The sequence below is a fragment of the Pelomonas cellulosilytica genome (assembly GCF_021353265.1).
Taxonomy (GTDB): domain Bacteria; phylum Pseudomonadota; class Gammaproteobacteria; order Burkholderiales; family Burkholderiaceae_C; genus Pelomonas; species Pelomonas cellulosilytica.
In genome coordinates, this window is the sequence record NZ_JAJTWU010000009.1 from 1 (window position 1) to 17,156 (window position 17,156).

33 protein-coding genes are annotated in these 17,156 nt (G+C 63.2%); all 33 read left to right on the top strand.

The window, feature by feature from the left end; genetic code table 11:
- Positions 1-727 (top strand): EF-Tu C-terminal domain-related protein (locus tag LXT13_RS20915; RefSeq protein WP_255719644.1); only part of this gene is annotated, 727 nt, incomplete at its 5' end.
- Positions 728-791: 64 nt separating this feature from the next.
- Positions 792-1,103, top strand: a complete 312-nt coding sequence (gene rpsJ, locus LXT13_RS20920; RefSeq protein ID WP_132576760.1) for a 30S ribosomal protein S10 — start codon at positions 792-794, stop codon at positions 1,101-1,103.
- 258 nt (positions 1,104-1,361) lie between these two features.
- Complete coding sequence (rplC, locus tag LXT13_RS20925; protein ID WP_233373997.1) at positions 1,362-2,033, top strand: 50S ribosomal protein L3; 672 nt, start codon at positions 1,362-1,364, stop codon at positions 2,031-2,033.
- On the top strand, positions 2,033-2,653 hold the full coding sequence (gene rplD, locus LXT13_RS20930) for a 50S ribosomal protein L4 (RefSeq protein ID WP_233373998.1): 621 nt from the start codon (positions 2,033-2,035) through the stop codon (positions 2,651-2,653). Before rplC ends, rplD begins: the two co-directional genes overlap by 1 nt.
- The gene (gene rplW / locus LXT13_RS20935; protein WP_056877739.1) at positions 2,650-2,964 is read left to right on the top strand and encodes a 50S ribosomal protein L23; all 315 of its coding nucleotides are present in this window, start codon (positions 2,650-2,652) and stop codon (positions 2,962-2,964) included. Before rplD ends, rplW begins: the two co-directional genes overlap by 4 nt.
- A complete protein-coding gene (gene rplB / locus LXT13_RS20940) occupies positions 2,965-3,789 on the top strand; it encodes a 50S ribosomal protein L2 (RefSeq protein WP_233373999.1) in 825 nt (274 codons plus the stop codon).
- Positions 3,790-3,799: 10 nt separating this feature from the next.
- On the top strand, positions 3,800-4,078 hold the full coding sequence (gene rpsS / locus LXT13_RS20945; protein ID WP_088484478.1) for a 30S ribosomal protein S19: 279 nt from the start codon (positions 3,800-3,802) through the stop codon (positions 4,076-4,078).
- A gap of 11 nt (positions 4,079-4,089) precedes the next feature.
- The gene (gene rplV, locus LXT13_RS20950; RefSeq protein ID WP_233374577.1) at positions 4,090-4,419 is read left to right on the top strand and encodes a 50S ribosomal protein L22; all 330 of its coding nucleotides are present in this window, start codon (positions 4,090-4,092) and stop codon (positions 4,417-4,419) included.
- 15 nt (positions 4,420-4,434) lie between these two features.
- The gene (rpsC, locus tag LXT13_RS20955) at positions 4,435-5,295 is read left to right on the top strand and encodes a 30S ribosomal protein S3 (RefSeq protein WP_233374000.1); all 861 of its coding nucleotides are present in this window, start codon (positions 4,435-4,437) and stop codon (positions 5,293-5,295) included.
- Between the two features lie 2 nt (positions 5,296-5,297).
- Positions 5,298-5,714, top strand: coding sequence for a 50S ribosomal protein L16 (rplP, locus tag LXT13_RS20960; RefSeq protein ID WP_056877734.1), 417 nt, complete (start codon positions 5,298-5,300; stop codon positions 5,712-5,714).
- Between the two features lie 11 nt (positions 5,715-5,725).
- Complete coding sequence (rpmC, locus tag LXT13_RS20965) at positions 5,726-5,929, top strand: 50S ribosomal protein L29 (RefSeq protein WP_233374001.1); 204 nt, start codon at positions 5,726-5,728, stop codon at positions 5,927-5,929.
- Positions 5,926-6,195, top strand: a complete 270-nt coding sequence (rpsQ, locus tag LXT13_RS20970) for a 30S ribosomal protein S17 (protein WP_233374002.1) — start codon at positions 5,926-5,928, stop codon at positions 6,193-6,195. Before rpmC ends, rpsQ begins: the two co-directional genes overlap by 4 nt.
- An 88-nt stretch (positions 6,196-6,283) precedes the next feature.
- Positions 6,284-6,793, top strand: coding sequence for a peroxiredoxin (locus tag LXT13_RS20975; RefSeq protein WP_233374003.1), 510 nt, complete (start codon positions 6,284-6,286; stop codon positions 6,791-6,793).
- Between the two features lie 261 nt (positions 6,794-7,054).
- A complete protein-coding gene (rplN, locus tag LXT13_RS20980; RefSeq protein WP_056194233.1) occupies positions 7,055-7,423 on the top strand; it encodes a 50S ribosomal protein L14 in 369 nt (122 codons plus the stop codon).
- Positions 7,424-7,446: 23 nt separating this feature from the next.
- On the top strand, positions 7,447-7,761 hold the full coding sequence (gene rplX, locus LXT13_RS20985) for a 50S ribosomal protein L24 (protein WP_233374004.1): 315 nt from the start codon (positions 7,447-7,449) through the stop codon (positions 7,759-7,761).
- Positions 7,762-7,771: 10 nt separating this feature from the next.
- On the top strand, positions 7,772-8,311 hold the full coding sequence (gene rplE, locus LXT13_RS20990) for a 50S ribosomal protein L5 (protein ID WP_233374005.1): 540 nt from the start codon (positions 7,772-7,774) through the stop codon (positions 8,309-8,311).
- An 8-nt stretch (positions 8,312-8,319) separates the two neighbouring features.
- On the top strand, positions 8,320-8,625 hold the full coding sequence (rpsN, locus tag LXT13_RS20995) for a 30S ribosomal protein S14 (protein WP_233374013.1): 306 nt from the start codon (positions 8,320-8,322) through the stop codon (positions 8,623-8,625).
- A gap of 21 nt (positions 8,626-8,646) precedes the next feature.
- Positions 8,647-9,042: a 30S ribosomal protein S8 gene (gene rpsH, locus LXT13_RS21000; RefSeq protein ID WP_233374015.1), complete on the top strand. Its 396-nt coding sequence runs from the start codon at positions 8,647-8,649 to the stop codon at positions 9,040-9,042.
- A gap of 18 nt (positions 9,043-9,060) precedes the next feature.
- A complete protein-coding gene (gene rplF, locus LXT13_RS21005) occupies positions 9,061-9,594 on the top strand; it encodes a 50S ribosomal protein L6 (RefSeq protein ID WP_233374022.1) in 534 nt (177 codons plus the stop codon).
- Between the two features lie 11 nt (positions 9,595-9,605).
- Positions 9,606-9,962, top strand: coding sequence for a 50S ribosomal protein L18 (gene rplR / locus LXT13_RS21010; protein WP_233374032.1), 357 nt, complete (start codon positions 9,606-9,608; stop codon positions 9,960-9,962).
- A 16-nt stretch (positions 9,963-9,978) separates the two neighbouring features.
- Entirely contained in the window at positions 9,979-10,500 is a 522-nt protein-coding gene (gene rpsE, locus LXT13_RS21015; RefSeq protein ID WP_233374035.1) for a 30S ribosomal protein S5, read from the top strand.
- A 20-nt stretch (positions 10,501-10,520) separates the two neighbouring features.
- Positions 10,521-10,703 (top strand): 50S ribosomal protein L30, encoded by a 183-nt coding sequence (gene rpmD, locus LXT13_RS21020; protein WP_056877725.1) that lies wholly within the window; start codon positions 10,521-10,523, stop codon positions 10,701-10,703.
- Positions 10,704-10,729: 26 nt separating this feature from the next.
- Complete coding sequence (rplO, locus tag LXT13_RS21025; RefSeq protein ID WP_233374042.1) at positions 10,730-11,164, top strand: 50S ribosomal protein L15; 435 nt, start codon at positions 10,730-10,732, stop codon at positions 11,162-11,164.
- Positions 11,165-11,184: 20 nt separating this feature from the next.
- A complete protein-coding gene (secY, locus tag LXT13_RS21030; protein WP_233374051.1) occupies positions 11,185-12,495 on the top strand; it encodes a preprotein translocase subunit SecY in 1,311 nt (436 codons plus the stop codon).
- Positions 12,496-12,555: 60 nt separating this feature from the next.
- Positions 12,556-12,774, top strand: coding sequence for a translation initiation factor IF-1 (gene infA / locus LXT13_RS21035; protein WP_009855680.1), 219 nt, complete (start codon positions 12,556-12,558; stop codon positions 12,772-12,774).
- A 59-nt stretch (positions 12,775-12,833) separates the two neighbouring features.
- Complete coding sequence (gene rpmJ / locus LXT13_RS21040) at positions 12,834-12,947, top strand: 50S ribosomal protein L36 (RefSeq protein ID WP_056194202.1); 114 nt, start codon at positions 12,834-12,836, stop codon at positions 12,945-12,947.
- Positions 12,948-12,982: 35 nt separating this feature from the next.
- Entirely contained in the window at positions 12,983-13,348 is a 366-nt protein-coding gene (gene rpsM, locus LXT13_RS21045; RefSeq protein ID WP_233374056.1) for a 30S ribosomal protein S13, read from the top strand.
- Positions 13,349-13,377: 29 nt separating this feature from the next.
- Positions 13,378-13,782: a 30S ribosomal protein S11 gene (gene rpsK, locus LXT13_RS21050; protein WP_056194196.1), complete on the top strand. Its 405-nt coding sequence runs from the start codon at positions 13,378-13,380 to the stop codon at positions 13,780-13,782.
- A gap of 235 nt (positions 13,783-14,017) precedes the next feature.
- Positions 14,018-14,641: a 30S ribosomal protein S4 gene (gene rpsD, locus LXT13_RS21055; RefSeq protein ID WP_233374064.1), complete on the top strand. Its 624-nt coding sequence runs from the start codon at positions 14,018-14,020 to the stop codon at positions 14,639-14,641.
- A 140-nt stretch (positions 14,642-14,781) separates the two neighbouring features.
- Entirely contained in the window at positions 14,782-15,771 is a 990-nt protein-coding gene (locus LXT13_RS21060; RefSeq protein WP_077036441.1) for a DNA-directed RNA polymerase subunit alpha, read from the top strand.
- 148 nt (positions 15,772-15,919) lie between these two features.
- Complete coding sequence (rplQ, locus tag LXT13_RS21065) at positions 15,920-16,309, top strand: 50S ribosomal protein L17 (RefSeq protein WP_233374069.1); 390 nt, start codon at positions 15,920-15,922, stop codon at positions 16,307-16,309.
- A 271-nt stretch (positions 16,310-16,580) separates the two neighbouring features.
- A complete protein-coding gene (locus LXT13_RS21070) occupies positions 16,581-16,928 on the top strand; it encodes a PRC-barrel domain-containing protein (RefSeq protein WP_233374071.1) in 348 nt (115 codons plus the stop codon).
- A gap of 28 nt (positions 16,929-16,956) precedes the next feature.
- Positions 16,957-17,148 carry a hypothetical protein gene (locus LXT13_RS21075; protein WP_233374082.1) on the top strand — a complete coding sequence of 64 codons (192 nt, stop codon included), beginning with the start codon at positions 16,957-16,959 and terminating at the stop codon, positions 17,146-17,148.
- Positions 17,149-17,156 lie beyond the last annotated feature (8 nt).

A 17,156-nucleotide genomic window follows, 5' to 3' on the forward strand; every position in this document is an offset into this window, starting at 1 on the left:
CGAACTCCTGTCCAAGTACGACTTCCCCGGCGACGACACCCCGATCGTCAAGGGCTCGGCCAAGCTGGCCCTGGAAGGCGACACCGGCGACCTGGGCGAGCAAGCCATCATGCGCCTGGCCGAGGCGCTGGACACCTACATCCCCCAGCCGGACCGTGCCGTTGACGGTGCCTTCCTGCTGCCGGTGGAAGACGTGTTCTCGATCTCGGGTCGTGGCACCGTGGTGACCGGTCGCGTCGAGCGCGGCATCATCAAGGTCGGCGAAGAAATCGAAATCGTCGGCATCCGCGAAATCCAGAAGACGACCGTCACCGGCGTCGAAATGTTCCGCAAGCTGCTGGACCAAGGTCAAGCGGGCGACAACGTCGGCATCCTGCTGCGCGGCACCAAGCGTGAAGACGTCGAGCGCGGCCAAGTGCTGGCCAAGCCCGGCACGATCAAGCCGCACACCCACTTCACGGCCGAGATCTACGTGCTGTCGAAGGAAGAGGGCGGCCGCCACACCCCGTTCTTCAACAACTACCGTCCCCAGTTCTACTTCCGCACGACGGACGTGACGGGTGCCGTGGAGCTGCCGAAGGACAAGGAAATGGTCATGCCTGGCGACAACGTCGGCATCACCGTGAAGCTGATCGCCCCGATCGCGATGGAAACCGGCCTGCGTTTCGCCATCCGTGAAGGTGGCCGTACCGTCGGCTCCGGCGTCGTCGCCACGATCATCGAGTAATCACTGCGTGACGTGCACTGGGCGGCTTCCGTCCGGTGCTCACCCCGCTCTTTAAGGAACCGTCATGCAAAAGCAAAAAATCCGCATCCGCCTCAAGGCGTTTGATTACAAGCTGATCGACCAGTCGGCCCTCGAGATCGTTGAGACCGCCAAGCGCACCGGCGCCATCGTCAAGGGTCCCGTGCCCCTGCCCACGCGCCTGGAGCGTTTCGACATCCTGCGCTCGCCGCACGTCAACAAGACGAGCCGCGACCAGTTCGAGATCCGCACGCACCAGCGCCTGATGGACATCGTCGACCCGACCGACAAGACGGTCGACGCGCTGATGAAGCTCGACCTGCCTGCCGGCGTCGACGTCGAAATCAAGCTGCAGTAAACCGAAGCCCTCGGGCTTCAATGCAAGGCCCCGGCGCTGTCTTGACAGGCCGGGGCCTTGTTTTTGGTGGGCTGCTTGCGTGAGTACTATCCCGCGGGCTATACTCGCCAGCTTTTCCGGGTTGGGCTATTGCCTGCTCGGTTATTCGCGCAGCATCGCTCGGCTCGTTCGGGTGGTGCTGCAAGGTCAGCCCGGCCAATCGATGTCGGGTGTTCGCAATAGCTTCGAAGGCGAGAGCTGCCGGGGCTGGAGAAAAACATGAGTCTGAGCAACCGTCTCGGTTTGCTGGGCCGCAAGGTGGGCATGATGCGCATCTTCACGGACGATGGCGATGCCATCCCTGTGACGGTGCTGGACGTGTCCAACAACCGCGTGACCCAGGTCAAGACCCAAGAGACCGACGGCTACAGCGCCATCCAGGTGGCGTTCGGTACGCGCAAAGCTTCGCGCGTGACCAAGCCCGAAGCCGGCCACCTCGCCAAGGCAGGTGTCGAAGCCGGTGAAATCCTCAAGGAATTCCGCGTCGAAGCCGACGTCGCAGCCCAGTACAAGGCTGGCGCGACCGTTCCGGTGACGATGTTCGCTGCTGGCCAGCTGGTCGACGTGCAAGGCACGTCCATCGGTAAGGGCTACGCCGGCACCATCAAGCGTCACAACTTCGGCTCGCAGCGCGCGTCGCACGGTAACAGCCGTTCGCACAACGTGCCGGGCTCGATCTCCATGGCGCAGGATCCGGGTCGCGTGTTCCCGGGCAAGAAGATGACCGGCCACATGGGCGATGAGACCGTGTCGGTCCAGAACCTGGACATCGTGCGCGTGGACGAATCTCGTTCGCTGCTGCTGGTCCGTGGTGCGGTTCCGGGTGCCAAGAACGGCCATGTCGTCGTTCGCCCGGCCGTCAAGGTCAAGATCAAGAAGGGAGCCAACTGATGCAGCTCGAGCTCCTGAACGAGCAGGGTCAGGCCACCGCCAAGGTGGACGCGCCTGACACCGTCTTCGCTCGCGACTACAACGAAGCCCTGGTGCACCAGGTCGTGGTTGCCTTCCAGGCCAATGCCCGCCAAGGCACGCGCGCCCAGAAGGACCGCGAACAGGTCAAGCACTCGACCAAGAAGCCGTTCCGCCAGAAGGGCACCGGCCGCGCTCGCGCCGGTATGACCTCGTCGCCTCTGTGGCGCGGGGGCGGTCGCATCTTCCCGAACATGCCTGACGAGAACTTCTCGCACAAGCTGAACAAGAAGATGTACCGCGCCGGCATGGCTGCGATCCTTTCGCAGCTGGCTCGTGAAGGTCGTCTGGCCGTGGTGGACTCGATCTCGATCGAAGCCCCCAAGACCAAGCTGTTGGCCGCCAAGTTCAAGGCCATGGGCCTGGACTCGGTGCTGGTCATCTCCGACGTCGTTGATGACAACCTGGCGCTGGCTTCGCGCAACCTGGCCAACGTGCTGGTTGTCGAGCCGCGCTACGCCGACCCCCTGTCGCTGGTCTTCTACAAGAAGGTGCTGGTGACCAAGGCTGCGGTCGAGCAACTCAAGGAGATGCTGGCATGAGCGTCACCAAGTATTCCGAAGGCCGTCTGGCCTCCGTGCTGCTCGCGCCCATCGTGTCCGAGAAGGCCACGCAAGTTGCCGAGAAGCACAACCAGGTCCTGTTCAAGGTCCTGCGCGACGCCACCAAGCCGGAGATCAAGGCCGCTGTCGAACTGATGTTCAAGGTCGAGGTCGAGTCGGTCAACGTCGTCCAGGTCAAGGGCAAGACGAAGCGCTTTGGTGGCCGCGCCGGCCGCCGTGATCACGTCAAGAAGGCCTACGTGGCCCTCAAGGCTGGTCAAGAGCTCAATTTCTCCGGGGAGGCCGCGTAAATGGCCATCGTCAAAGTCAAGCCGACTTCGCCCGGTCGCCGTGGCGTCGTCAAGGTTGTGCACAAGCACCTGCACAAGGGCGCGCCCCATGCAGCGCTGCTTGAGCCGCAAATCCAGAACTCCGGCCGCAATAACAACGGTCACATCACGATTCGCCACAAGGGCGGTGGTCACAAGCACCACTACCGCGTGGTTGACTTCAAGCGCAACAAGGATGGCATCCCGGCGAAGGTCGAGACCATCGAGTACGACCCGAACCGTACGGCCCACATCGCGCTGGTGTGCTACGCCGACGGCGAGCGCCGCTATGTGATCGCCCCGCGCGGTCTGGAAGTCGGCGCGACCATCCTGAGCGGCTCCGAAGCGCCGATCAAGGCTGGCAACACGCTGCCGATCCGCAACATCCCGGTGGGTTCGACGATTCACTGCATCGAATTGCTGCCCGGCAAGGGCGCGCAGATGATCCGTTCGGCCGGCGCTTCCGCCGTCCTGATGGCTCGTGAAGGTGTCTACGCTCAGGTCCGCCTGCGCTCCGGCGAAGTTCGCCGCGTGCACATCGACTGCCGCGCCACCATCGGTGAAGTGAGCAACGAAGAGCACAGCCTGCGTCAGTACGGCAAGGCCGGCGCGATCCGCTGGAAGGGCATCCGCCCGACCGTCCGCGGCGTCGCCATGAACCCGGTGGATCACCCGCACGGTGGTGGCGAAGGCCGCACCGGCGAAGGCCAGGTCCCGGTTTCGCCTTGGAACACGATGACCAAGGGCTACCGTACTCGCAACAACAAGCGCACGCAGACCTTCATCGTCTCGCGTCGCAAGAAGTAAGGGCTAGGCCATGACTCGTTCGCTGAAGAAGGGCCCCTTCGTTGACCACCACCTGCAGGCCAAGGTCGACAAGGCAGTTGCCAACAAGGACAAGAAGCCCATCAAGACCTGGTCGCGTCGCTCGACGATCCTGCCCGAGTTCATCGGTCTGACGATCGCCGTTCACAACGGCAAGCAGCACGTGCCGGTCTATGTGTCTGACCAGATGGTCGGCCACAAGCTGGGTGAATTCGCACTGACCCGCACCTTCAAGGGCCACCCGGCCGACAAGAAGGCCGGGAAGAAGTAAGGATGTCGACGATGGAAACCAAAGCAATCGTTCGCGGCGTCCGCCTGTCCTGCGATAAGGGCCGCCTTGTGGCGGACCTGATCCGCGGCAAGAAGGTGGATCAAGCCCTCAACATCCTGGAATTCACCCAGAAGAAGGCGGCCGTCATCATCAAGAAGGCGCTTGAGAGTGCCATCGCCAACGCCGAGCACAACGACGGCGCTGACATCGATGAACTCAAGGTCACCTCGATCTATGTTGAGCAGGGTGCCACGCTGAAGCGCTTCTCGGCTCGCGCCAAGGGCCGCGGCAACCGCATCAGCAAGCCCACTTGCCACATCTTCGTGGCTGTTGGCAACTGAGGCGCAAGGAAGACTATGGGACAGAAAATCCATCCGGTTGGCTTCCGCCTTCCTGTCACCCGCAATTGGGCTTCGCGCTGGTACGCGAACAACCAGAACTTCGCCACGATGCTGGCCGAGGATCTGCAAGTTCGTGAATACCTGAAGACCAAGCTCAAGAATGCCGCCGTCTCGCGCATCCTGATCGAGCGCCCCGCCAAGAACGCGCGCATCACGATCTTCTCGGCACGTCCGGGCGTCGTGATCGGCAAGAAGGGCGAGGACATCGAGGCGCTGAAGGCCGAGCTGACCAAGCGTCTGGGCGTGCCGGTCGCTGTCAACATCGAAGAAGTGCGCAAGCCCGAAGTCGATGCTCAGCTGATCGCCGACTCGATCACCCAGCAGCTCGAGAAGCGCATCATGTTCCGCCGCGCGATGAAGCGCGCGATGCAGAACGCCATGCGTCTGGGTGCCCAGGGCATCAAGATCATGAGCGCCGGTCGTCTGAATGGCATCGAAATCGCTCGCACCGAGTGGTATCGCGAAGGTCGTGTGCCCCTGCACACCCTCAAGGCCGACATCGACTACGGCTTCTCCGAAGCCAAGACCACCTATGGCGTCATCGGCGTCAAGGTGTGGGTCTACCGCGGTGACCGCCTGGCCAATGGCGAGGCCCCCGTCATCAACACCCCCGCTGGCGCCGAAGACGATCGTCGCCCGCGCCGTAACGCCCGTCCGGGCGCTCCCGGTGGCCGTGGCCGCCCGGGTGGCGACCGTGGCCCGCGTGACGGAGCAGAACAGCCCGCTGCCGCCGCCCCCGCGGGTGACGCAGCCAAGCCCGCCGGCAAGCGCGTGATCCGCAAGGCTCCCGCCGCCGGTGAGGCCAAAGGAGAATAAACATGCTGCAACCTTCTCGTCGCAAGTACCGCAAGGAGCAGAAGGGCCGCAACACCGGTGTTGCGACTCGCGGCGCCGCGGTGTCTTTCGGTGATTTCGGCCTGAAGGCCACCGAGCGCGGCCGTCTGACGGCCCGCCAGATCGAAGCGGCTCGCCGCGCGATCTCGCGTCACATCAAGCGCGGCGGTCGGATCTTCATCCGCATCTTCCCGGACAAGCCCATCTCGCAAAAGCCTGCCGAAGTCCGTATGGGTAACGGTAAGGGCAATCCTGAGTACTACGTCGCTGAGATCCAGCCTGGCAAGGTGCTCTATGAGATCAACGGCGTGCCCGAGACGCTGGCTCGCGAGGCGTTCACGCTGGCTGCTGCGAAGCTGCCGCTGCGTTGCACGTTCGTGGCCCGCCAGGTCGGTACCTGAGGAGCGACACGATGACCAAAGCAACTGAACTCCGCGCCAAGGACGTCGCTGCCCTCGAGAAGGAAGTGACGGACCTGCTGAAGGCTCACTTCGGCCTGCGCATGCAGAAGGCGACGCAACAGCTGACCAACCACAGCCAGCTGGGCAAGACCCGCCGCGACATCGCTCGTGCCAAGACCATCCTGGCGCAGAAGAAGAAGGAGGCCACGAAATGACTGAGGCCCAAGCCAAGAACACCCGCACCCTGGTCGGTCGCGTGGTGAGCGACAAGCGCGCCAAGACGGTCACCGTCCTGGTCGAGCGTCGCGCCAAGCACGAGCTCTACGGCAAGATCGTGGCCCGTTCCCGCAAGTACCACGCCCACGACGAAAAGGGCGAGTACAAAATGGGCGACGTCGTCGAGATCAGCGAAGGCCGTCCTATCTCCAAGACCAAGAGCTGGGTGGTGACCCGCCTGGTCCAGAAGGCCGAGATCGTCTAAATCGCCGTCGGTCGCAAGACCGCCGAACAAGCCGGCGCGCTAGGAAACTGGTGCACCGGCTTTTTTCATTCCAACCTTTGGGAAAGCCATGATCAAAGTGGGTGACAAGCTGCCGGCCGGCAGCCTGCAGGAATTCATCGAAGTGGAGGGTGAGGGTTGCTCGCTGGGGCCTAACAGCTTCGACATCGACAAGGCAACGGCCGGAAAGACGATCGCGATCTTCGCGTTGCCCGGCGCCTTCACGCCGACCTGCTCGGCCCAGCATGTGCCCGGCTACGTTGCGCAGGCTGATGCCCTCAAGGCGGCTGGCGTCGACGAAATCTGGTGCGTGTCCGTGAACGACGCTTTTGTGATGGGTGCCTGGGGACGTGACCAGAAGACGGCCGGCAAGGTCCGCATGATGGCCGACGGCAGTGCGGCCTTCACGACGGCTGTGGGCCTGGTGCTGGATCTGACTGCCAAGGGCTTTGGCGTGCGCTCACAGCGCTACTCGATGCTCGTGAAGGATGGCGTCGTCAAGGCGCTGAATGTCGAGGCGCCCGGCAAGTTCGAGGTCAGCGACGCCGCAACGATGCTGGCCCAGGCCAAGGCCGCCTGAGCGTGTCGAGCGTGGTGGCCTTTTGGCTTCACGCTCAAGTTTCTGCGCAAGGGCATTGACGTCCCGAGGGTTGTCACTGCATAATGCGCAGCTTCGCCGAAAGCTAGGCACATGAGCCCATGTGCTGCGGCCTCGGAATCCGCCCTCAACCGTCGGGCAGCAAAAAGTGCAACGCTTTGAGCTGATCGACTTACGGGCCCAAGACTGACCGACTCGTGGTTCTCGAAAGAGGGCGCTTGTTGGGGCAAGTTGGGGACAGACATGATCCAAATGCAATCGCGGCTTGATGTCGCGGACAACACTGGCGCCAAGTCCGTTCAGTGCATCAAGGTGCTCGGCGGCTCCAAGCGCCGCTATGCGCACATCGGCGACATCATCAAGGTCAGCATCAAGGAAGCTGCCCCGCGTGGTCGCGTGAAGAAGGGCGAGGTCTATAGCGCCGTGGTGGTTCGCACCGCCAAGGGCGTGCGCCGCCAGGACGGCTCCCTCGTCAAGTTCGACGGCAATGCCGCCGTGCTGCTCAACGCCAAGCTGGAGCCCATCGGCACCCGCATCTTCGGCCCGGTTACGCGCGAACTGCGCACCGAGCGCTTCATGAAGATCGTGTCGCTGGCGCCTGAGGTGCTCTGAGCCCCCACTGTCTGAGGTAAGCCATGAACAAGATCCGTACCGGCGACCAGGTCATCGTGTTGACCGGCCGCGACAAGGGCAAGCGCGGCACCGTGACCGCGCGCACTGACGAAGACCACGTGGTCGTCGAAGGTGTGAACGTCGTCAAGAAGCACGTCAAGCCCAACCCCATGAAGGGCACCACCGGCGGCGTCGTCGACAAGACCATGCCCATCCATCAATCCAACGTGGCGATCTTCAACGCCGCTGCCGGCAAGGCCGATCGCGTGGGCGTCAAGCTCGTCGACGGCAAGCGGGTGCGCGTCTACAAGTCGACCGGCGAAGAGATCAAGGCTTAAGAGGTCCGACATGGCTCGTCTTCAAACGCATTACCGCGAAAAAATCGTGCCCAGCCTGACTGAAAAGTTTGGCTACAAGTCGGTCATGGAAGTGCCGCGCATCACCAAGATCACGCTCAACATGGGTGTGAGCGAGGCGGTCGCCGACAAGAAGGTCATGGACCACGCCGTGGGCGACCTGACCAAGATCGCCGGCCAGAAGCCCGTCGTCACGAAGTCCAAGAAGGCTATCGCCGGCTTCAAGATCCGCGACGGCGTGCCCATCGGTGCGATGGTGACCCTGCGTGGCGTCCAGATGTATGAATTCCTGGACCGCTTCGTGACGATCGCGCTGCCGCGCGTTCGCGACTTCCGTGGTATCTCCGGCCGCTCGTTCGACGGTCGTGGCAACTACAACATCGGCGTCAAAGAGCAGATCATCTTCCCCGAAATCGAGTACGACAAGGTGGATGCGCTGCGTGGTCTGAACATCAGCATCACGACGACGGCCAAGACGGACGACGAAGCCAAGGCTCTGCTGGCTGCGTTCAAGTTTCCGTTCAAGAACTGAGGTGACCCGTGGCAAAACTCTCGATCAAACAACGTGAGCTGAAGCGCGAAGCGCTGGTCGCCAAGTTCGCCAAGAAGTATGCGGAACTGAAGGCCATCATTGACGACAGCAAGAAGTCCGAGGAAGAGCGCTACGCCGCTCGCCTGGAGCTGCAAAAGCTGCCGCGCAACGCCTACCCGACCCGCCTGCGCAATCGCTGCGAGCTGACCGGCCGCCCCCGCGGCACCTTCCGCAAGTTCGGCCTGGCCCGTAACAAGATCCGTGAACTGGCCTTCAAGGGCGACATCCCCGGTGTCGTCAAGGCCAGCTGGTAATCGGCCGATAGGAGTAACGCAATGAGCATGAGTGATCCCATCGCCGATATGCTGACCCGGATCCGCAACGCGCAGATCGTCGAAAAGACGAGCGTGGCGATGCCGTCGTCCAAGCTGAAGGTGGCGATTGCCAAGGTCCTGAAGGACGAAGGCTATATCGACGATTTCGCGGTGCGCGGCGACGCTGCCCGTCCCGAGCTGGAAATCGCGCTGAAGTACTACGCCGGTCGCCCGGTCATCGAGCGCATCGAGCGCGTGAGCCGCCCCGGCCTGCGCATCTACAAGGGCCGTCACGACATTCCCCAGGTCATGAATGGCCTGGGTGTGGCGATCGTGACGACGCCGCAAGGCGTCATGACGGACCGCAAGGCCCGCGCTGCCGGCATCGGTGGCGAAGTGCTCTGCTACGTCGCCTAAGCGAGAGGAGTAGGAACAATGTCCCGCGTTGGAAAAATGCCGGTCACCCTCCCGCAAGGCGTGGATGTGACCATCGGCGCTGAGTCCATCAGCGTCAAGGGCTCGCTCGGCACGCTGGTGCGTCCGACGAACAAGCTCGTCACCGTCAAGAACGAAGCCGGCAAGCTGAGCTTCGTGCCCGTCAACGAGTCGGCCGAAGCCGATGCGATGAGCGGCACGATGCGCGCCCTGGTGGCCAACATGGTCAACGGCGTCAGCAAGGGCTTCGAAAAGAAGCTGAGCCTCGTCGGCGTGGGCTTCCGTGCCCAGGCCCAAGGCCAGAAGCTGAACCTGCAGATCGGTTTCTCTCACCCTGTGGTGAAGGAGATGCCGGCCGGCATCAAGGTCGAGACTCCGTCGCAGACCGAGATCCTGATCAAGGGCGCCGACCGCCAGGTCGTCGGCCAGATCGCTGCCGAGGTGCGTGCCTTCCGTCCTCCCGAGCCCTACAAGGGCAAGGGCATCCGCTACTCGGATGAGAAGGTCTCCCTCAAAGAGACCAAGAAGAAGTAAGGAGCCGCGCCATGATCACGAAGAAAGAACAACGCCTGCGTCGCTCGCGCCAGACCCGTGCGCGCATTGCGATCCAGCGCGTGGCCCGTCTGACGGTGTTCCGCTCCAACCTGCACATCTACGCCCAGGTCATCTCCGAGGACGGTGGTCAGGTGCTGGCTGCGGCCTCGACGGCCGAGAAGGAAGTGCGCGAGCAGATGGCCAACGGTGGCAACGTCGCCGCCGCAACGCTGATCGGCAAGCGCATCGCCGAGAAGGCCAAGGCCGCTGGCATCGAGAAGGTCGCCTTCGACCGCGCTGGCTTCGCCTATCACGGCCGGGTCAAGGCCCTGGCCGAAGCAGCCCGCGAAGCCGGTCTGCAGTTCTGACGCATAGGAATACGAAATGGCAAAGTTTCAACCCCGCGGCGCGCAGGCTGAAGGCAACGACGACGGCCTGAAGGAAAAGATGATCGCGGTCAACCGCGTCACCAAGGTGGTCAAGGGCGGCCGTACGCTGTCCTTCGCTGCCCTGACGGTGGTCGGTGACGGCGATGGCCGGATCGGCATGGGCAAGGGCAAGGCCAAGGAAGTTCCGGTGGCCGTGCAGAAGGCCATGGAATCGGCCCGTCGCAACATGGTGAAGGTCCAGCTGAAGAACGGCACGGTCCACCACAACGTGATTGGCGAGCACGGCGCATCGCGCGTCATGCTGGCGCCGGCCCCCGTCGGTACCGGCGTCATCGCCGGCGGCCCGATGCGTGCCGTCTTCGAAGTGATGGGCGTCACCGACATCGTGTCCAAGAGCCACGGTTCGACGAACCCGTACAACATGGTCCGCGCCACGCTGGACGCCCTGAAGCGTTCCACCACGGCGTCGGAAGTCGCTGCCAAGCGCGGCAAGACGGTTGAAGAAATCTTCAACTGATCGCCCAAGCGGAGCACAAGATGTCTGACAAGAAAACCGTGACGGTCAAGCTGGTGCGCAGCCCCATCGGCTGCCGCGCCTCGCACCGCGCCACCGTGGTCGGCCTGGGTCTGCGCAAGCTGAACAGCCAGTCCACGCTGGAAGACACGCCCGCCGTGCGCGGCATGATCAACAAGATCGCCTATCTGGTGCAGGTGCTGTAAGCGCCGGGCACAAAGAGGACAAGACGATGGAACTCAACACGATCAAGCCCGCTGAAGGCTCGAAGAAGGCGCGTCGCCGCGTCGGCCGTGGCATCGGCTCCGGTCTGGGCAAGACCGCCGGCCGTGGCCACAAGGGCCAGAAGTCCCGTGCGGGCGGCTACCACAAGGTCGGCTTTGAAGGCGGCCAGATGCCGCTGCAGCGCCGCCTGCCCAAGCGTGGCTTCAAGTCGCTGACGCTGAAGTACAACGCCGAAATCACGCTGTCGGACCTGCAAGGTCTGGCTGGCGAAGAGATCGACGTGTCGACGCTGAAGGCTGTCGGCCTGGTGCCGCAGCTGGCCAAGTCGGTCAAGGTCATCCTGGCCGGCAAGATCGAGCGCAAGGTCACGCTGAAGGGCGTGAACGCCACGAAGGGCGCCAAGGCGGCCATCGAGGCGGCCGGCGGCTCGGTCGCGCAATAAGCACAAGGACCTGATCCAGCGTGGCTACCAACGCGAATCAGCTGGCCAAGAGCGGCAAGTTCGGCGACCTGCGTCGCCGGCTTGTGTTCCTGCTGCTGGCCCTGGTCGTCTACCGCATCGGGGCGCACATCCCCGTGCCCGGTATCGACCCGAACCAGCTGGCCCAGTTTTTCAAGGGCCAGGCTGGTGGCATCCTGAGCCTGTTCAACATGTTCTCGGGCGGCGCGCTGTCGCGCTTTACCGTGTTCGCGTTGGGCATCACGCCGTACATCTCGGCCTCCATCGTCATCCAGCTGATGACCTACGTCGTGCCGACGCTGGAGCAGCTGAAGAAAGAAGGCGAGGCGGGCCGCCGCAAGATCACCCAGTACACGCGCTACGGCACGCTGGGCTTGGCCCTGTTCCAGAGCCTGTCGATCGCGCTGGCTCTCGAGGGCTCTGCTGGCTTGGTGCTGAACCCCGGCTTTGGCTTCCGCCTGACGGCGGTGTCCAGCCTGGTGGCCGGCACGATGTTCCTCATGTGGTTGGGTGAGCAGATCACCGAGCGCGGCCTGGGCAACGGCATCTCGATCCTGATCTTCGGCGGTATCGCTGCGGGTCTGCCCGGCGCGGTCGGTGGATTCTTGGAGCTGGTTCGCACGCAAGCCATGGGTTACGGGGCCGCGATCATCGTCATCGCCCTGATCGGTGCTGTGACCTATGGCGTCGTTTTCGTGGAGCGTGGTCAGCGCAAGATCCTGGTGAATTACGCCAAGCGTCAGGTCGGCAACAAGGTCTACGGTGGCCAGTCGTCGCACCTGCCGCTGAAGCTGAACATGTCGGGCGTGATCCCGCCGATTTTCGCGTCGTCCATCATCTTGCTGCCGACCACGGTGGTGAGCTGGTTTGCGACCGGGGACGGCCTGCGCTGGCTGAAGGATCTGGCGGACATGGTTCGCCCGGGGCAGCCGATCTATGTGCTGCTGTACTCGGCAGCCATCGTGTTCTTCTGCTTCTTCTATACGGCCCTCGTGTTCAACAGCCGCGAGACTGCCGACAACCTGAAGAAGAGCGGCGCATTCATTCCGGGCATTCGTCCGGGTGAGCAGACGGCCAAGCACATCGACAAGATCCTGTCTCGGCTGACGCTCGCTGGCGCGATTTACATCACCGCCGTCTGCCTGTTGCCGGAGTTCCTGACGCTGAAGTACAACGTGCCGTTCTACTTCGGTGGCACTTCCCTGCTGATCATCGTCGTCGTGACGATGGACTTCTGGGCTCAGGTGCAGAGCTACATCATGAGTCAGCAGTACGAATCACTGCTGAAGAAAGCCAGCTTCAAGCCCAACTGAGGGTGGCGAGCTGAAAACTAACCAAGATTGATTTCAACAACCCACACCTGAACGTACGGCATGGCGAAAGACGACGTCATTCAAATGCAGGGCGAGATTCTTGAGAACCTCCCCAACGCCACGTTCAGGGTCAAGTTGGAGAACGGGCATGTCGTTCTCGGTCACATCTCCGGCAAGATGCGGATGCACTACATCCGCATCCTGCCTGGCGACAAGGTGACCGTAGAGCTGACGCCCTACGATTTGAGTCGTGCTCGCATCGTGTTCCGGGCGAAGTGAGCGTTTTGAATCCCCGGGAACGCGACAAGAGCGCAAAAGAGTAGGCCAAGGAGCAGACCATGAAAGTTTCGGCATCCGTGAAGCAGATGTGCCGCAATTGCAAGATCATCCGCCGCAAGGGCGTGGTGCGTGTGATCTGCACCGACCCGCGCCACAAGCAGCGCCAGGGCTGATCAGCCGCGCCGCACGACAGGACTAGAGGACAACCATGGCACGTATTGCTGGTATCAACATTCCGCCGCAGAAGCACACCGAGATCGGCCTGACCGCGATCTACGGCATTGGCCGCACGACCGCTCAGAAGATCTGCACCACCTGCGGTATCCCGTTCGACAAGAAGGTCAAGGACCTGACCGACGGCGATCTCGAAAAGATTCGTGACGAGGTCAACAAGCTGACCATTGAGGGTGACCTGCGCCGTGAGCAGTCCATCAACATCAAGCGTCTGATGGACCTGGGTTGCTACCGCGGCTTCCGCCACCGCCGTGGCCTGCCGATGCGCGGCCAGCGCACCCGCACGAACGCCCGTACCCGCAAGGGTCCGCGCAAGTCGGCGGCGACCGGCAAGAAGTGACTAGCTGCCCGAACTGAAAGAAGGTCAATATGGCAAAAGCACCCAACAATTCGGCTGCCCAGCGCGTCCGCAAGAAGGTTCGCAAGAACGTTGCCGACGGCATCGCCCACGTGCACGCCTCGTTCAACAACACCATCATCACCATCACCGACCGCCAAGGCGGCGCCCTGTCGTGGGCTTCGTCGGGTGGCCAGGGTTTCAAGGGTTCGCGCAAATCGACGCCCTTCGCAGCCCAGGTGGCGGCTGAAGTGGCCGGACGCGCCGCGCAAGAGCAGGGCATCAAGAACCTCGACGTCAAGATCAAGGGCCCGGGCCCGGGTCGCGAATCGTCGGTGCGCGCCCTGGCTGCGCTTGGCATCCGCATCAACTCGATCTCCGACGTGACGCCGGTGCCGCACAACGGCTGCCGTCCGCAGAAGCGTCGTCGCATCTAAGCGCCGGGATCTGAACCCACTCGCCGCTCGGTGACCGGGATATTGCAGATTCGGATGGCGGTGCGATAATCGCGCGTTTTCCCGGAGCCGGCGGGCACTTCAGTGCCGCGCCGGCTTCAGTCTTGAGCCGATCTCATTTCGAGATTCCTCATAAGCCCACCGTCCAAGCCCACAACAACACCGGCTGGACTCGCGTCAGCACCCCTGGCGTCAGATTGATTCAAGGACACGCAAAGTGGCACGTTACCTCGGCCCCAAGGCCAAACTTTCCCGCCGCGAAGGCACCGACCTTTACCTGAAGAGCGCCCGCCGCGCCATCAGCGACAAGGCGAAGTTCGACAGCAAGCCCGGCCAGCATGGCCGCACCTCCGGCCAGCGCACCAGCGACTTCGGCCTGCAGCTGCGCGAGAAGCAGAAGGTCAAGCGCATGTACGGCGTGCTGGAGCGTCAGTTCCGCCGCTACTTCGCCGAAGCCGAGCGCCGCAAGGGCTCGACCGGCGTGAACCTGCTGCAACTGCTGGAATCGCGCCTGGACAACGTCGTCTACCGCATGGGCTTCGGCTCCACGCGCGCTGAGGCTCGCCAGCTGGTGTCGCACAAGGGCATCACCGTGAACGGTGAAGTCGTCAACATCGCCTCTTACCTGGTCAAGGCCGGTGACACCGTCGCCGTGCGCGAAAAGGCCAAGAAGCAGCTGCGCGTGACCGAGTCGTTCAAGCTGGCCGATTCCATCGGTCTGCCGGCCTGGGTCGCCGTTGACGGCACCAAGCTCGAAGGCGTGTTCAAGAAGGCTCCTGACCGCGACGAGTTCGGCGCCGAGATCAACGAATCGCTGATCGTCGAGTTGTACTCGCGTTAATCGTTCCCCCCGCCGGACGCGCTCTACTCGGGCGCGGCCGGCGTTTCCTCGTCCGGGCCTCCAAGCCCTTCGAAGGCTCTGCCCGGCTGGTCCTCAGCCTTATCGGTGTAACGAACCGAGGGTATTGAAAGAAAGACCTCATGCAAACCAACTTGCTCAAACCCAAGTCCATCAACGTGGAGCCCCTGGGCGGTCATCGCGCCAAGGTCACGCTGGAGCCGTTCGAACGCGGCTACGGTCACACCCTGGGCAATGCCCTGCGCCGTGTGCTGCTCTCGTCGATGGTGGGTTATGCGCCGACGGAAGTGACGATCGCCGGCGTGCTGCACGAGTACTCGGCCATCGACGGCGTGCAAGAGGACGTGGTTCACATCATGCTGAACCTCAAGGGCGTCGTCTTCCGCCTGCACAACCGGGAAGAAGTGACCCTGGTCCTGCGCAAGGAAGGCGAAGGCCCCGTCACGGCGGCCGATATCCAGACGCCGCATGACGTCGAGATCATCAACCCCGATCACGTCATCGCCCACCTGTCGCAAGGCGGCAAGCTGGACATGCAGATCAAGGTCGAGAAGGGCCGCGGCTACGTGCCCGGCACGATGCGCCGTTTCGGCGACGAGCCGACCAAGAGCATCGGCCGCATCGTCCTCGACGCTTCGTTCTCGCCCGTCAAGCGCGTCAGCTACGCCGTCGAAAACGCCCGTGTCGAGCAGCGTACCGACCTGGACAAGCTGGTCATGGAGATCGAAACCAACGGCGCCATCTCGCCTGAGGAAGCGATCCGTGCCTCGGCCAAGATCCTGGTGGAACAGCTCGCCGTGTTCGCGCAGCTCCAGGGCACCGATCTGGTCGACGCGTTCGACCAGCCGGCCCAGCGCTCCAGCAGCTTCGACCCGATCCTGCTGCGCCCGGTCGACGAGCTCGAGCTGACCGTGCGTTCGGCCAACTGCCTGAAGGCCGAAAACATTTACTACATCGGCGACCTGATCCAGCGTACCGAGACCGAGCTGCTGAAGACCCCCAACCTGGGTCGCAAGTCGCTCAACGAAATCAAGGAAGTGCTGGCTTCGCGCGGTCTGACTCTGGGCGCCCGCCTGGAAAACTGGCCGCCGCAAGGTCTGGACAAGCGTTAATTGTTCGCTCCCGGCCGGTGAGTACACCGGCCAGCCCTCCGAGAGGGCAGGTTTTTGAAGATGGGTGGCGCGTTGACCAACGCCACCCGGTGCACCCGCCAGTACCTGATCCGGCTGGCGGCATTAATGAAGTGAAAGGAACAGCACCATGCGTCACCGTAACGGCCTCCGCAAACTCAACCGCACCAGCGCTCACCGCGCTGCGATGCTGCGCAACATGGCGGTTTCGCTGCTCCAGCACGAAGCCATCAAGACCACGGTCCCCAAGGCCAAGGAACTGCGCAAGGTCGTTGAGCCCCTCATCACGCTGGCCAAGGAACCCACGCTGGCCAACCGCCGCCTGGCGTTCGACCGCCTGCGTGACCGCGACATCGTCACCAAGCTCTTCAACGAGCTGGGCCCCCGCTTCAAGACCCGTCCGGGCGGCTACACCCGCATCCTGAAGATGGGCTTCCGCGTCGGCGACAACGCGCCCATGGCCTATGTCGAGCTGGTGGACCGCCCCGAAGGCGAAACCGCCGGCGAAGCCGCTGAGTAAGCGCCTCGGCACTGCCTGACGAAGCCCGCCTCGAGCGGGCTTTTTTGCGTGCGCCCGCAGGGCGCACCTACCTGGAGGTGAAAGTCCTCTACCAGCCCAGGAAGGGGAATGGTCAGCCGAAGGCAAGGGCTCCGCGGACATGGCGTCGGCAGCTTCCTACGAAGACGACGGATGCGGCCCGACTGCGCTGAGTCGGTGCCGCGCGCATATTGAAGTCATGGCTGGGGCGGCTGCGCCCCGCCGTCCCATCAATCTCGCAGGAGCCGTCGCCATGAGCCTTCATCCCACCATCCCCGCGTCCAAGGTCGAGGGCACGGCCGTCTACAACCTGGACGGCGACAAGCTCGGTTCCATCGACGACCTCGTCATCGACAAGCGCACCGGCCATGTTCGTTATGCCGCGCTGGAGTTCGGCGGCTTTCTGGGCATCGGCACCGACCGCTATCCGCTGCCATGGCACCTGCTCAGGTATGACACGACGAAGGATGGTTATGTCGTCAACCTGGACCGCGACCTGCTGACCGACGCGCCGCGCTATGCCCGCGGCACCGAGCCGCCGCAAACCGACGATTACGGTCGCACGGTCTTCGGCCATTACGGCTTCGATTGGCAGTCGTGAAGCACCTGGTGCAACAGGAGTACCTGCAATGACCACCAAGTCCCACCTCGGCCGCAACCACAACGGGCAGTCCGGCCCGGTCAAGCACACCGCCGGCGAGTTCGCGACAAACACGGCCACGCAAGGCCAGACGCTGACGAAACAGGCCAAGGCACCGGCGCGCAGGGCGGACGGCACGGCGCGCGAGGCGGCCAATACGCCGCCCCAGCACAAGATCTGACTCGACGC